The organism is Metabacillus niabensis (genome assembly GCF_020524345.1).
In the GTDB taxonomy this organism is placed as follows: domain Bacteria; phylum Bacillota; class Bacilli; order Bacillales; family Bacillaceae; genus Metabacillus; species Metabacillus niabensis_B.
On record NZ_JAIVLH010000015.1, the window covers coordinates 142,001 to 157,543 of the forward strand.

At 37.9% G+C, this 15,543-nt stretch carries 16 protein-coding genes; 15 read left to right on the plus strand and 1 reads right to left on the minus strand.

Annotated features, from left to right (window positions below; translation table 11 throughout):
- Positions 1-92: 92 nt before the first annotated feature.
- Positions 93-1,337 (plus strand): flagellin, encoded by a 1,245-nt coding sequence (locus tag LC095_RS17110; protein ID WP_226529286.1) that lies wholly within the window; start codon positions 93-95, stop codon positions 1,335-1,337.
- 448 nt (positions 1,338-1,785) lie between these two features.
- On the opposite strand, the gene LC095_RS17115 is transcribed toward LC095_RS17110, so the two are convergent.
- Positions 1,786-2,658, minus strand: coding sequence for a DNA endonuclease (locus tag LC095_RS17115; RefSeq protein WP_226529287.1), 873 nt, complete (start codon positions 2,656-2,658; stop codon positions 1,786-1,788).
- A gap of 172 nt (positions 2,659-2,830) precedes the next feature.
- Here LC095_RS17115 and flaG point away from each other — a divergent pair, with 172 nt between their 5' ends.
- From flaG to cccB, 14 genes are all read left to right on the plus strand, one after another.
- A complete protein-coding gene (gene flaG, locus LC095_RS17120) occupies positions 2,831-3,169 on the plus strand; it encodes a flagellar protein FlaG (protein WP_226529288.1) in 339 nt (112 codons plus the stop codon).
- Positions 3,170-3,181: 12 nt separating this feature from the next.
- Positions 3,182-4,696 carry a flagellar hook-associated protein 2 gene (locus LC095_RS17125; RefSeq protein ID WP_226529289.1) on the plus strand — a complete coding sequence of 505 codons (1,515 nt, stop codon included), beginning with the start codon at positions 3,182-3,184 and terminating at the stop codon, positions 4,694-4,696.
- A gap of 22 nt (positions 4,697-4,718) precedes the next feature.
- Positions 4,719-5,120, plus strand: coding sequence for a flagellar export chaperone FliS (gene fliS, locus LC095_RS17130; RefSeq protein WP_226529290.1), 402 nt, complete (start codon positions 4,719-4,721; stop codon positions 5,118-5,120).
- Positions 5,121-5,474: a flagellar protein FliT gene (locus LC095_RS17135; RefSeq protein WP_226529291.1), complete on the plus strand. Its 354-nt coding sequence runs from the start codon at positions 5,121-5,123 to the stop codon at positions 5,472-5,474.
- 9 nt (positions 5,475-5,483) lie between these two features.
- Complete coding sequence (locus LC095_RS17140) at positions 5,484-5,870, plus strand: hypothetical protein (protein WP_226529292.1); 387 nt, start codon at positions 5,484-5,486, stop codon at positions 5,868-5,870.
- Between the two features lie 112 nt (positions 5,871-5,982).
- Complete coding sequence (locus LC095_RS17145; RefSeq protein WP_319005811.1) at positions 5,983-6,120, plus strand: hypothetical protein; 138 nt, start codon at positions 5,983-5,985, stop codon at positions 6,118-6,120.
- A gap of 408 nt (positions 6,121-6,528) precedes the next feature.
- Complete coding sequence (gene hpf, locus LC095_RS17150; RefSeq protein WP_226529293.1) at positions 6,529-7,083, plus strand: ribosome hibernation-promoting factor, HPF/YfiA family; 555 nt, start codon at positions 6,529-6,531, stop codon at positions 7,081-7,083.
- A 52-nt stretch (positions 7,084-7,135) separates the two neighbouring features.
- The gene (rbsK, locus tag LC095_RS17155) at positions 7,136-8,026 is read left to right on the plus strand and encodes a ribokinase (RefSeq protein ID WP_226529294.1); all 891 of its coding nucleotides are present in this window, start codon (positions 7,136-7,138) and stop codon (positions 8,024-8,026) included.
- A gap of 107 nt (positions 8,027-8,133) precedes the next feature.
- Entirely contained in the window at positions 8,134-8,736 is a 603-nt protein-coding gene (locus tag LC095_RS17160) for a CBO0543 family protein (protein WP_226529295.1), read from the plus strand.
- A 506-nt stretch (positions 8,737-9,242) separates the two neighbouring features.
- Positions 9,243-11,753, plus strand: coding sequence for a preprotein translocase subunit SecA (secA, locus tag LC095_RS17165; protein ID WP_226529296.1), 2,511 nt, complete (start codon positions 9,243-9,245; stop codon positions 11,751-11,753).
- A 303-nt stretch (positions 11,754-12,056) separates the two neighbouring features.
- Positions 12,057-13,158, plus strand: a protein-coding gene (gene prfB / locus LC095_RS17170; RefSeq protein ID WP_226529297.1) for a peptide chain release factor 2 whose coding sequence is annotated in 2 segments (ribosomal slippage) — positions 12,057-12,128 and positions 12,130-13,158 — 1,101 coding nt in all. Because the reading frame shifts where the segments join, the coding sequence is not laid out codon by codon here.
- A 140-nt stretch (positions 13,159-13,298) separates the two neighbouring features.
- Positions 13,299-13,892: a hypothetical protein gene (locus LC095_RS17175; protein WP_226529298.1), complete on the plus strand. Its 594-nt coding sequence runs from the start codon at positions 13,299-13,301 to the stop codon at positions 13,890-13,892.
- Positions 13,893-14,141: 249 nt separating this feature from the next.
- Positions 14,142-14,999, plus strand: a complete 858-nt coding sequence (locus LC095_RS17180; RefSeq protein ID WP_226529304.1) for a YitT family protein — start codon at positions 14,142-14,144, stop codon at positions 14,997-14,999.
- Positions 15,000-15,060: 61 nt separating this feature from the next.
- Positions 15,061-15,393, plus strand: a complete 333-nt coding sequence (cccB, locus tag LC095_RS17185; RefSeq protein ID WP_226529299.1) for a cytochrome c551 — start codon at positions 15,061-15,063, stop codon at positions 15,391-15,393.
- Positions 15,394-15,543: the final 150 nt, after the last annotated feature.

Below are 15,543 nucleotides of genomic sequence, written 5' to 3' on the forward strand. Positions count from 1 at the left end.
ATCAACTGGCGGCCGACAGATGAGAGACCTTAAACTATAGAAGATTCACAAGGATGTGAATCATTCAAACATATTCAAGGAGGAAATTTAAAATGAGAATTAATCATAATATTGCTGCATTGAACACATATCGTCAGTTGAATAGTGCTTCAGGCGCTCAATCAAAATCAATGGAGAAATTATCTTCAGGTCTTCGTATTAACCGTGCTGGTGATGACGCTGCTGGTCTTGCGATTTCTGAAAAAATGCGTGGGCAAATCCGTGGATTAGACCAAGCGTCTAAAAACTCTCAAGATGGTATTTCTATGATTCAAACAGCTGAAGGTGCTTTGAACGAAACACACAGTATTCTTCAACGTATGCGAGAATTATCAGTTCAATCATCAAATGATACAAATACTGCTGAAGACCGTAGTAATATACAAGATGAAATTAACCAACTTGGAGAAGAGATTCAAAGAATTGGTGAGCAAACTGAGTTCAATACTAAGAAATTACTGAATGGTGATATGGGAGCTGGACAAGCTACAGCTACTCATAAAATTTCAAACACAATGAATGCGGCTAACGTAACAACTACTACTTTAGACTCGCTTCTTGATGCCAACGGAAATAATCTAGGTCTTGCAGATGGTGATACGATTACTGCGACTTGGTCAATCAATGGTACGCAACATACTGCAAATTTAAATGTAACTGATATCACTACTCAAACTATCGATAATATCTTTGCAGCTGTTAGTGCTGAAGGTTCAGCGACAGCAGCATTTGATGGTGTAACAGGAAACCAAATGGAAATTACTGCTGCAGGTGCAGGTACAGCTGGACAAATCAATGGATTCTCTATTGAAGTAAAAAGTTCTGCAGGTGTTCGTAAAGAAGCAGCCTCTAATGCACTATCTAACTTCTCTACAGAAACGGAAGCAAAAGATGTTCGTGCTGATGGAAGTGCCGACTTCCAAATCGGGGCTAATCAGGGTCAAACATTAAACTTATCTTTTGAAGATATGAGAGCTGATACTCTTGGAGTGCGTAATCTTCAAGTGTCTACAAAGAGCCAAGCTGGTACAGCAATCAGCGTGCTAGATGAAGCAATTCAAAAGGTTTCTAAAGAGCGTTCAAAACTTGGAGCTAACCAAAATCGCTTAGAGCATACAATCAACAACTTGAACACATCTTCTGAAAACTTAACTGCTGCTGAGTCTCGTATCCGTGACGTAGACATGGCGAAAGAAATGATGAACCAAACAAAGAATTCTATTCTTTCTCAAGCAGCACAAGCAATGTTGGCTCAATCAAATCAAATGCCTCAAGGTGTATTACAACTCTTAAGATAATTTGATTAGAGGGCGTCTAGCTTGGTAACGAGCTAGAGTATAACTGGGTGAATTGCTGGAACTTCCTAAAGCTTCATCAACCACAACGTAACTGGAAACGGTCAGCGTAAAGGTTTGAAAATGATGAAGATGGCACAATGGATAATCAGCAGCCAAGCTCCTGTGAGGAAACTCTGGAGAAGGTTCAACGACTAGAGAAGTACGGTCTAAGGCGAAAGCTATGACTATGAATCTCGTAGGGCAGCAAGAGCTGTTCGAAGTGCCCAGCTCCATGAAAAACATGGATGAAGATATAGTCTATTCTGTTATCGAAAGATACAGTCGCAAAGCAAGCGAACCAACAACCACAAGGAGTTCTACAACTTCTTCGTTAATTATCAATACAAATGGGTTTCTAGATTTTCTAGAGCCCATTTTTTATAAAAATGATATGTGCTAAATAAATTATTTAAGATAAAGAGTTATGGAAGCAACCTCTCTTTCTCAACTCTCTTATCTTATATACCACAGACCAATAAGTTCGATTCAAGTATTCAGCAATAGCCTTGTCTGTTTTACCTTCCAATTTCAACCTAACTATGTCTATTTCTTCTTTTTCTGTGTACTTTGAAAATCTTTTAGAGTCTGATTCAATAACCGTATAATCTGGATAATCAAATTGCAATTTCTCTTTTTCAACATTAAAACGATATTGCCAATCAAATTTATACCGCATACTATCACAATTACTTATTTTAGATTTGATCTCATTTAAAAAGTTGTACACATCTTTTGTCTTTGTCATTTTTAAAATATATCCTTTCCCATCCTTTCGTTTATTCAGTTTAAGCTCAAATTTGAATTGCTCTGAAATAAATTGTCTAAGAAGTTCTAATTCTTCCTTTTTGTAACATTGAAGATAAAAGGATATCGCGGGCATCAGATAGATCTTCTTGGATTTATCATTAATTCGTTTACTTAAAATTAATGATCCATCGTCGAGGTATAATACAAGCAAAAAGTAAAATGAACTGCAAAACATTAGTAAGTCTATTGGAATATGCTTTTCACCGTCATCGCCATAAAAGAAAGGAAATAATGTAGTAAATAGTTGTATAGATTTAGATCTCAAGCACATACTCTTTTTTGTTAAATAAAAATATTCTGGTAATTGCTTAGTTTTCCATATTCGATATTCTAACTGTTTGACACTAAAATGTTCTCTATAACTATTATTAATTCTCCTAGATCTAGGATAAATCTTCGTAATTTCTCCATCACCAATAATGCTGGCAATAAGTATACTTCTTTTATCAACACACATAGTTTTTAAATTATTCATTTATATCACCTCAATCCAATTATGACGAACGTTTGTTTGATTAACGTTAAAACTAGAATAAGTTTATGTAAATAATCTAATAGAATGCTTAGATCATTTACGAAGTTCAGTATAAACAATTCCTGAAATTAACCGATAAAAAGAATAGACAATAATAATAGGAGTGTTGACAATGCCTGTTGAAAACCTTACATCACAGACTTCACTTCCAAGTATAAATACAAATTATGATATCGAAAGAAAAATAAAAAATGAAGAGCAGTCTCAATTACCTCTTGAGCAGCCATCAAAAGAACAACTAGAAAAAGCAGTCAAAGGAATAAACAATTTTATTGAATTCTCAAGCACACATATTGAATTCAAACTACATGAAAAACTAAATGAGTACTATGTTACAGTCGTAGACAATGCCACAAAAGAAGTTGTTCGGGAAATTCCTTCTAAAAAAGTACTAGATGTATACGCAGCGATGACAGAGTTCATCGGTTTAATAGTAGATAAAAAGATATAAGGTGGTGTCTTTATGGCAATGCGAATTGGTGGATTAGCAAGTGGGATGGATATTGATACGATTGTAAGTGACTTGATGAAAGCGGAACGCATCCCCCTAGATAAGTTGACACAAAAAAAGCAGACAGTAGAGTGGCAGCGTGATGATTATCGGGAAATGAATAAATTATTAAAAGAACTCGATGATATGCTTTTTGTTAATCAAAATAGTATAGGAAGAGAAGCTACTTTCTTAAAGAAGTCAGTCACGAGTTCTGATGATTCAAAGGTGACAGCCAAAGCAGTTAATGCACAGACGAATGTTTCTGCAACAATAGATGTTCTAAACTTAGCTAGTTCAGCTAGCTGGAAAACGTCTAATCCAGTTAACTATACTCCACAGGATATTGAATTGAAATTTAAAGTAAGTGATCCTGGTGCTACTGATGATCGGTATGCGTCTGTTAAGTTATCTGCAACAGATAGCATTGATCAGGTAATAAGTAAAATAAACTCCTCTAATCTAGGTGTAACCGCAATGAAAGCGAACATTAACGATGGAGGCACATATAAGGAAACCATCATTTTTACAAATCATAAAACTGGGTCAGGTTCAGAAATTTCTTTAGATGATCGAGATCCGGATGCCGCTTCAGCTACACAATCATTTATGAGTAGTCTTGGATTTACATGGACAGGGACTACTCTAGATTCAGATCCTGCTAGACCGGGACAGGATGCAACCGTAAAAGTAAATGGATATGAAATGCAAATGAGTTCAAACACCTTTACCATAAATGGAATTGAATACACTGCAAAAGGAGTTACAACCAGTCCAGTATCAGTTTCATCAACAACAGATGTTGACAGCATTATGGATTCGATTGTTCAATTTGTAAATAAATACAATGAAGTGATTGAAAAAATAAATGGTAAAATTTCTGAAGAACGCTATCGTGATTATCAACCACTAACAGATGAGCAAAAGAGTGATATGGAAGATAAAACAATCGAGCTATGGGAAGAAAAAGCCAAAAGCGGATTATTAAAAAATGATTCCATTCTATCGAGTGGACTAAATAATATGAGAATGGATTTTTATGCTCCAGTTACAAATACTTCAAATGTTGAAGGGGTTAAACAACTAGCCGATATTGGCATCACTACAACATCTAATTATTTGGACAAAGGTAAATTAACCATTGATGAAACAAAATTACGAGAAAAAATTCAAGAAAACCCTACGGCAGTCTATCAACTTTTTAATGCAACTGGAACAACTGAAGAAACAACAGGAATTGCGAAAAGGCTGCGTTCAACGATAAAAGATACAGTAACTAAGATTGAGGAAAGAGCCGGTAATGCCTTGAAAGTGAATAACCAATTTACCCTTGGCAAAAACCTAAATCAAATAGAGGATCAAATTGATCGATTCAATGACCGATTAGCTCAGATTGAAGACCGCTACTGGCGCCAATTCACAGCAATGGAAAAAGCAATCCAGCAATCAAACTCACAAATGTCCTATCTCATGCAGCAATTTGCATAATAAATAAAAGGGAGTTTTATACATGGCAATGAATAACCCATATGCAGCCTATCAACAAAATTCAGTCACAACTGCATCACCTGGTGAAGTAACCTTAATGCTATACAACGGCTGCCTAAAGTTTATCAAACAAGCTACACTTGCTATCGAAGACAATAACTTTCAAGATAAAAATACAAATATCCAAAAAGCACAAAAAATCATTACCGAGCTGATGATTACATTAAACATGGATATTGAAATCTCTCAAAACATGTCTGTGATGTATGATTATATGAACTATCGTTTAACAGAAGCGAATGTGAAAAATGATGCGTCCATTTTAAAAGAAGTGGAAGGTCTTGTTGTGGAATTCCGTGATACGTGGAAACAAGTGATCCAAATGAATCGTCAGCAACAACATCGTCAAGGTGGACAAGCGTAAGTGAGTGCGTTTGAACAGGTTTATCAACTATCAGAACAGCTCTATCAGCTTGTTTTACAACCTCTAGCAAAGGATGAAAGAGAGGAACGGATTGAGAAGATAACATCTTTGTTAGAGAAGCGTGAACAGCTTTTACCTAAGGTGCAACCACCGTTTACATCTTCGGAGAAAGAGTTATTTCAGCAAATACTCACCTGGAATGATGTGATCACAGCTAAATTCACTGAGCTAAAAGCACAGATTCAACAAGATATGATTCAAACAAAAAAGAGTAAGAAAACATCACAACAATACGTCAATCCATACCAAAACGTCTCCACATCAGATGGTATGTTCTATGATAAACGAAAATAGGTGAAAGACATGACAACCTTAACAGAAAATCATTATGAGATGATTCATTTCTACTATAATCTCTTAACCACCATTGAAGAGGGATTTGACTATGTGGTCCAAAGCTTTTCAAACCTTGAGTTAACAGAAGGGGACCGTATCTTCAAAGATATTTTAGCTGCCTTCTATCATGTAGATTCTACTCATAAGACACTTCATGCTGTATTACAGGAAGAACGTGAGCTTGTTGAAGAGTTGGAGAAGTTTGATCAGGTGATCATGGCATTAGATGAGGAGTCATCAATTTTTACATCCTTAGCTACTCATCAAGACTTTGTGAAAAATCAATTATTCCCTGCTTATTTAGCCTGGAAGGAATCCGTTCAGAGTCAGCTTCAGCCGTATATTACACAGTAAAACTCGTCCAATTGGCGAGTTTTTTCTGTAAGAAAAGTTATAACTACATCATCTAGTAAAACAATGTAAATTCCGCTATGATAAGGTTGAAAATAGTGAAGGAGGTGCAGTCATGGAACAAGAAACCATGTTTAAAGAAATCCTACATGCTTTTAAGTTACATTCAGACAAAGTGGATCAAAGATTCGACCAAATGGAAAGACGGTTGGACAGAATGGAAAAGAAAATGGACGGTTTCCGCGTTGAATGATCCGAAACACAAGAAACCGTTGATTTCATTTTAGTTAAAACATTACAACATGATAAAAAACGACGTGAATGAAACCAATCTCAATTCACCTAAACCACAAGTCCTCAAAGATTCCCCCTTAAGCCACTACACCAAATCTACCCATAGAGATGAAAAACTAAGAAAAAGGAATCCCTGTGATTCCATTTAAAAACTCACCAATTTCAATTGAGTTTTTTCATTTAATCAACCCACAAATCATAAACTATTTACATACCCTTAATGCCCCCTTCACAAACTTTACCTAACCATACAAACTTCTACAAAAAGTCACAAAGTTTTCAAAGTTTTTTTAAGTTTATGCAGGAGACAAGCAGGGAAATATAGAAATAGTACTACATAGCTTTATCATAAAGGAGGAGTTCAATCATGAGATATAACGTCAGAGGGGAAAACATTGAAATAACTCCAGCATTAAGAGAATATGCAGAAAAGAAAATTGGTAAGCTTGAGAGATACTTTGAAGAGTCTGTTGACGCGAATGTCAATGTTAACTTAAAGTACTATAATGATCAGGAATCTAAAATAGAAGTGACCATTCCAATGACAGATCTGGTTCTACGTGCAGAGGAAAATCACCAGGATATGTACGCAGCGATTGATCTTGTGGTGAATAAATTAGAGCGACAAATTCGAAAACATAAAACAAAAGTGAACCGCAAGCTTCGTGAGCAGGGTGCTCCAAAGTTTGTGTTTAGCAATTACCAGCCTGAGGATCTGCCACAGGATGAGCTGGATGAAGATGAAGAGGTTGTTCGGACAAAACGATTCAATCTTAAGCCGATGGACAGTGAGGAAGCCATTCTTCAAATGGATATGCTTGGACATAGCTTCTTCGTTTACACGGATGCAAAAACGAATAAAACAAATGTTGTATATAAACGGAAAGATGGAAAGTACGGCTTAATTGAGCCACATGTATAAAATGAGCAGCGCCTTTAAGGGCGCTGTTTTACGTTGAGGGGGAAAACACACGATGAAGAAACCAAAAATCGTTGTCATTGGCAGTATCAACATGGACCTTGTAACTCAAACAAACACAATTCCAAAAGTTGGCGAGACCGTTCTAGGTGAAAAGTTTATCACAGTACCCGGTGGAAAAGGTGCAAATCAAGCAGTGGCTGCTGCAAAACTGGGAGGGGATGTGACCTTACTTGGCTGTGTGGGTGATGATGCGTTTGGCAGTGAGCTAAAACAACATCTACAGAAACAAGGTGTCGACACATCACACATCCAAACCATGTCCGATACTTCGAGCGGTGTCGCTGCAATTACATTATCAGAAGGAGACAACAGCATCATCGTGATTCCAGGTGCCAATCATAAACTCAGACCAGCACTTGTTCAACAACATGAACAGCTAATTGCAAATGCGGATATTATTTTACTTCAATTAGAAATACCAATAGAGAGCGTTATTGAGGCAACTGAATTAGCACATAAACATAATGTACCAGTCATCCTAAATCCAGCACCAATGCAGGAGCTGCCTAAAAAGTTGGTTCTCCAGTCAAGCTATCTCACACCAAACGAACATGAACTAGAGAGCCTTCTTTCAAGTGCAAATCTATCACAGGAAGAAGCAGAGGCATTAAAAACAAAAAGCATTGTTACAAGAGGATCAAAGGGAATTCAGCTCCAACAAGAGGGGAAGGAGCAGCTTATTAGCGGATATCAGGTCAACGTAGTTGATTCTACTGGGGCGGGAGATACGTTCAATGGGGCATTGGCTTTTTCTCTTAGCAGTGGACGATCATTGATGGAGGCCAGTCGGTTTGCCAATGCTGCAGCTGCTCTATCTGTTACTAAGCTAGGTGCACAATCAGGAATGCCGACAAAGGAAGAGGTGGAGTCCTTTCTTCGCTGATCGTTCCTTAACTATATGAATTATTTTTTTGCAGAATAAAAAAGGGGGATTTTATTTCCATACAATTGCCAATAATAAGACGACCAACTTATATAAGAGGTGGATGTATGAGGAAGGATCTCCCACAAGAACAGCTGAATCAGCTAAAAGAATTAAAAGAAACTCAAGAAAAGGTTTCAAATGGATGGATCGATTACTGGCTGGATTATTCAGCTTTCGATACTTGGCAATTTTGGTTAAATGTTAGTTTTATTATTATTCCATTAGTTGTTCTATATTTTCTTATTGATAAAAAAAGGGTATTTTTATTAGGTTTCTATGGTTTTAATATCCATGCATGGATGGTATACACGGACGCAATAGGGACAAGATATAATTTTTTTGAATATCCGTATAAAGCAGTCCCTTTTTTACCGATCCATGTTGGAATTGACACTTCTTTAGTACCGGTGTTATTTATTTTGTTGTATCAATGGATCTTAAAAAATAAGAAAAACTTTTATCTTTATAATTTGGGGTTAATCTTATTTTTATCCTTTATATTTAAACCAATAATTGTGGCTCATCATCTCTTTCATCTGAAAAATGGAGCAAATTACTTTTATATTTTTTTGTTATATGTATTTGTTGTTTTATTTTCAAAAATGATTACGAATGTGTTTTTACATCTTAATAAAAAAGCAAAAGTGAGTGAACCTGAAAACCTGTAAATCACTTTTAAATAGGGTCTGTAAATAAAATATCGGAGTAATGAAAGTTATGCCAGATAACCCTTACTCATTTTTACTTTAAGTAAGCACTCATGATATAAAACTTGTATACAATACTGTTACGTAATGGTTTATGCTAGATATAATTTCGGCAACGATAGTGGAATGGAGCGGAATACACTTGACTCCTGCAGGAAGTGAAAAAAGGCCGAGACCCCGCAAGCGAAGCTGGGGATGCTCGGCTTCCTCCCGGCGAATCTTGTGTCTAGAGCGAAATGAAACGAACCGGTTCTTACGTTTAACGGTTTAAAAAACACCATGAATAACTTTACTTTTAAGTGTTTTAAAGCAAATACACCTACACAAGCAAACTTTCAAGTTTTCCTCCCCAGACAATTTCCCACTTAGTCATCTGTTCAGTTGTCCCCCACCATAAATAGTGCTAAAATAAAGGGTAGACAATAGTTTTATATGATCTTCACTCTAAACACAGAGGAGCGTATTACATGCTTGGAATTTTAAATAAGGTGTTTGATTTTAACAAACGTGCGTTAAATCGTTATGAAAAGATGGCTGATCAGATTGAAGCGTTAAGCGGTCAAATGAACGGCTTATCTGATGAGGCTTTAAAAGCAAAAACAGAAGAATTTAAAGATCGCGTAGCAAAAGGTGCTTCGCTTGATGATTTATTAATAGAGGCGTTTGCTGTTGTTCGTGAAGCAGCGAAGCGTGTATTGGGATTATATCCTTATAAAGTACAGTTAATGGGTGGTATTTCCTTACATGAAGGGAATATTTCCGAGATGAAAACAGGGGAAGGGAAAACATTAACTTCCACGATGCCTGTTTATTTAAATGCACTTTCCGGTGAAGGTGTACATGTTGTGACAGTCAATGAATACTTAGCTAGTCGTGATGCGCATGAAATGGGACAGCTGTTTGAGTTTTTAGGCTTAACAGTAGGTCTTAACTTAAATTCACTAAGCAAAGATGAAAAGCGTGAAGCATATGCTGCAGATATTACGTATTCAACAAATAATGAATTAGGTTTTGATTACTTACGTGATAACATGGTTCTTTATCGTGAACAGATGGTACAGCGTCCGCTTAATTTTGCCGTTATCGATGAAGTTGACTCGATTTTAGTCGATGAAGCGAGAACACCGCTGATTATCTCCGGACAGGCGGCAAAATCAACGAAGCTTTATATTCAAGCGAACGGATTTGTCCGTCAACTTAAACAAGAAGAAGACTTCACATATGATGTGAAAACAAAGGCAGTTCAGCTAACTGAAGAAGGTATGACGAAAGCTGAAAAAGCGTTCGGAATTGAAAATCTCTATGATATTTCACATGTGGCGCTTCTACACCACATTAATCAGGCGTTAAAAGCCCAGTTCGTAATGCAAAATGATGTGGATTATGTGGTGGAAGAAGGACAAGTTGTCATCGTCGACTCGTTTACAGGTCGTTTAATGAAGGGGCGTCGCTATAGTGATGGACTTCACCAGGCGATTGAGGCAAAAGAAGGCCTTGAAATCCAAAACGAAAGCATGACACTAGCTACAATCACATTCCAAAACTACTTCCGTATGTACAAAAAGCTGTCTGGTATGACAGGTACAGCCAAAACAGAGGAAGAAGAGTTCCGTAATATTTACAACATGCAGGTTGTGGCGATTCCAACAAACAAACCGATCGCTCGTGATGATAGAGCCGACTTAGTATACCGTTCTATGGAAGGTAAATTCCGTGCTGTTGTGGAAGAAGTGAAGCAACGTTATGACTTGGGTCAGCCTGTGTTAGTTGGGACAGTTGCGGTTGAAACATCTGAATTACTTTCACAGCTTTTAAAGAAAAAAGGCGTTCCGCATCATGTCTTGAATGCGAAAAACCATGAAAAAGAAGCGGAGATCATCGAAAACGCAGGTCATCGGGGATCAGTAACAATTGCGACAAACATGGCTGGTCGTGGTACTGATATCAAGCTAGGCGAAGGTGTTCGTGAACTTGGCGGGTTAGCTGTTATCGGGACAGAGCGTCATGAATCTCGTCGTATTGATAACCAGCTTCGTGGACGTTCCGGTCGTCAAGGTGATCCTGGTATTACGCAATTCTATCTTTCCATGGAAGATGAATTGATGCGCCGCTTTGGCTCTGAAAATATGATGAACATGATGGATCGTCTTGGGATGGATGATACCCAGCCAATTCAAAGCAAAATTGTTTCACGTGCAGTTGAATCAGCGCAAAAACGTGTAGAAGGTAATAACTTTGATGCACGTAAACAGTTACTTCAATATGATGATGTTCTTCGTCAACAACGTGAAGTTATTTATAAACAGCGCTTCGAGGTTCTTGATTCTGACAACCTTCGAGAAATCGTTGAGAAAATGCTGAAATCAACAATCGAGCGTGCAGTTGCCATGTACACTCCTAAAGATGAGGTAGAGGAAGAGTGGAATCTTGAAGGAATTCTTGATTATATGAACGCGAATATTCTTCAAGAGGATGAGCTGGCAATCGGTGATCTTCGTCGTAAAGATCCGGAAGAAATGGTTGAGTTTATCTATGCAAAAGCACATGCACACTACGATACGAAGGAAGAAGATTTCGGCCAAGAACAAATGCGCGAATTTGAAAAAGTAATCCTTCTTCGTGCTGTTGATACAAAGTGGATGGACCATATCGATGCAATGGATCAACTTCGTCAAGGTATCCATTTACGTGCATACGGTCAAAACGACCCGCTACGTGAATACCAAATGGAAGGCTTCGCCATGTTTGAAAACATGATCGCTGCCATCGAAGAAGATGTCGCAAAATTCATCATGAAAGCCCAAATCCGCAACAACCTTGAACGCCAGGAAGTGGCACAAGGACAAACAGCCGTACACCCAAAAGAAGGCGACGAAGCACCGAAAAAGAAACCAAAACGTAAAGTGGTCGAAATCGGCCGCAACGACGCTTGTATCTGCGGAAGCGGAAAAAAATATAAAAACTGCTGCGGACAATAACTAGCATTCCACAGCCATTACAGGATATAATAAACAATTATTGAAGAAGAGAGAGGTTGAACACCTCTCTCTTGTTTGCGAGTAAATAGCAGTTAGAATGTTAATTTTATTCTTACGATTTTTATAGCAATAAGTTGATTGGAGCGGAAGGCATGAGACTCCTGTGGGAGTACGTGTCCTAGGGAGACCCCGCAGGCGCACAGCGCCGAGGAGGCTCCCGGACCGCCCACGGAAAGCGAATGCCTGCAGCGGAAATCAACGGCCAATTTAAGAAGACTTAATTTTATAAATGGAGTGAACAATATGGAACTAGTAGAAATTCGACAAGAACTTGAAAAAACAGCTAAACGTTTAGCGGACTTCAGGGGGTCTCTTTGACCTCGACATCAAAGAAGCACGAATCCAACAACTAGAAGCACAAATGACAGCCCCGGACTTCTGGGACAACCAAAACGCAGCACAAGCCATTATCAATGAAACAAACGCACTAAAAGAAATGGTGGACCAATTCCACAACCTAAACGAATCCTACGAAAATCTTCAACTAACATATGAACTTGTAAAAGAAGAAGAAGACGAAGACCTGCAAGGTGAACTTGTGTCCGAAATGAAAGAACTTGTTTCACAACTTAACGACTTTGAACTTCAACTCTTACTAAGCGAACAACACGATAAAAACAACGCCATCCTTGAGCTTCACCCGGGTGCAGGTGGAACTGAGTCACAGGACTGGGGCTCCATGCTTCTTCGTATGTACACTCGCTGGGCAGAGAAAAAAGGCTTTAAGGTTGAAACCCTTGATTACCTACCAGGTGACGAAGCAGGGATCAAGAGTGTAACACTTCTCATTAAAGGTCATAACGCATATGGCTATTTAAAAGCTGAAAAAGGCGTACACCGATTAGTCCGTATTTCTCCATTCGACTCATCAGGGCGTCGTCATACGTCATTCGTTTCCTGTGAGGTCATGCCTGAATTCAATGAAGAAATCGACATTGAAATCCGTACAGAAGATTTAAAAATTGACACGTACCGTGCAAGTGGTGCCGGTGGACAGCACATCAATACAACAGACTCTGCCGTTCGTATCACACATACACCAACAAACATCGTTGTAACATGTCAAACAGAGCGTTCACAAATTAAAAACCGTGAACGTGCGATGAAAATGCTTCAAGCAAAACTTTATCAAAAGCGTATTGAAGAGCAGGAAGCAGAGCTTGCGGAAATCCGTGGTGAACAAAAGGACATTGGCTGGGGAAGCCAAATCCGTTCATACGTATTCCACCCATACTCAATGGTAAAAGACCACCGTACAAACACAGAAATCGGGAACGTTCATGCGGTAATGGATGGAGAGCTAGATCCATTTATTGATGCCTTTTTACGTTCAAAACTTTCATAATATAAAAGTAAAAAATCACACTGATTATGTATTAAATTCAGTGTGATTTTTTACTTTTGGCTATTTTTCTTCTGAAAAAAAACATGTCATAATAATGGTAAATACATAAGGTGAAAAATCTAAGAGAGGTGATAGAGACTATGGAGAAACAAATACTGAACATCTTATTAGAACTACAAAAGGATATGAAAGGAGTAATATCTAACGTTAAGATATTAAAAGTAGACACGAAAGAACTAAGGGGAGATGTCCAGTCATTAAAAACGGACACGAAAGAACTAAGGGGAGATGTCCAGTCATTAAAAACGGACACAAAAGAATTAAGAGGAGATGTCCAGTTATTAAAAACGGACACAAAAGAATTAAAAGGAGATGTCCAGTCATTAAAAACGGACACGAGAGAACTAAAAGGAGATGTCCAGCTATTAAAAAGGAACACGAAAGAACTAAGAGGAGATGTTCAATTATTAAAAACAGACACGAAAGAACTAAAAGGAGACGTCAAGCTTCTAAAAACAGATACAAAAGAACTTAAGGTGAATGTTCAATTATTAAAAAACGATACACAAGAATTAAAGACCGAGGTTAACCTACTTAAAAATGACACCGGAAAATTAAAATCAGATGTAATAGATATTAAAGAAACAGTAAATCGAATAGAACGGTCTCAAACAGAAGACGTTGTCGCCCTATTAAAAATACTGAACCAAAAAACAGAGGATGAATGCCATTAATTGAACAATCGAATGACACAGAATGATTTCGTGAAAATAACTAACGCCTACATAAGTGCGTTTTTTTTCTCCCCCAAAAAACATCACCCCAAAGTTTCCTTGTGTAAAATCCCCACATCTAACAAACACTAACCATAACTTCTTTACCTCACTACCACGTTATCTAGCTGTTATTCACATAGGAAAACTCAGGTGCTATACTCTTCTAGGATCATTCACTATGTGAATAGGGAGGAAAATGGTTTGAACATGAAAAGAAGAAATATCGAAAATCCAAAAATAGAAAAAATCATGGAGTATATATACATAGTAGTTGGTTCTGCATTTGTCGCCATCGGTTTTAACTTATTTTTATTACCTAATCGAGTGGCTTCTGGTGGTGTGAGTGGAATCAGTACAATTCTTGACGCCACATTTGGATTTGAGCCGGCTTATGTGCAATGGTCTTTTAATATCCCGTTATTTATTGCAGGTGTTATCCTTTTAGGAAAACAATTTGGTTTCAAAACATTGATTGGAACGATTTTTGTTCCATTCGTGGTGTACCTCACCAGAGAATGGGAGCCTGCAACAATGGATCCGTTACTAGGATCACTTTTTGGCGGGATTTGTATAGGACTTGGTCTTGGCATCGTCTTCCGGGGAAAAGCATCTACAGGCGGAACAGATCTTGCGGCGCAAATTATCCATAAATATACAGGTTTATCACTTGGGACATGTGTGGCACTTATAGATGGATTAATTGTGTTATCAGCTGCTTTTGTGTTTGATATTGAAAGAGGTCTTTATGCGCTAATTGGTTTATATGTAACAAGCAAAACGATTGATATTGTCCAAATTGGTTGGGGCCGTTCAAAAATGACAATGATTATTACGAATAAACAGCAGGAAGTGCAGGATGCAATTTTACATGAAATTGATCGCGGTGTCACAAGGCTTGCTGCACATGGGGGATTCACTAACAATGAACGTCCAGTGTTAATGTGTGTGGTTGATCAAACAGAATTCACAAAATTGAAACAAGTTGTCAGACATATCGATCCACATGCTTTTGTCACGGTGACAGACGCATCTGAGGTGCTGGGTGAGGGTTTCAAAAGGGTATAGATAGGTTATAATATCCTTGAATTGGAGTATTTACCATAATGATGTGCTAGGAGTGGCAGTTATGAAAACAAAATTATTGGCCTTATTATTTGGAACAGTTCTTGTGTTAAGTGCTTGCGGAGGTGCTGAAGAACCAGCAGAAGAAACAACGGAAGGCGGTACTACAACTGAAACAGCGGGCAATGCTGAGGAAATCGTTCAAAAAAGCTGCATCGGTTGTCATGGTCGGGACCTTGAAGGCGGATCAGGTCCAAAATTACAAGAAGTTGGTGCAAAATACAGTGAAGATGAAATTAAAAGCATCATTATTAATGGACAAGGCGGTATGCCAAAAGGATTATTAAATGATGCAGATGCTGAAGTTGTCGCTTCTTGGTTAGCGGAAAAAAAATAAGGTGAAAAGCAAAAAAAGATAGCCCGCATAAGAGGCCACTGAAAAACTTACGTTTTTTAGTGGCCTTGCAAGGATGTATATTGAAAAAGGCGACTATCCGTTCAAAAATGAACGGATAGTCGCCTTTCTTTATAGATCTTTTACTTTATT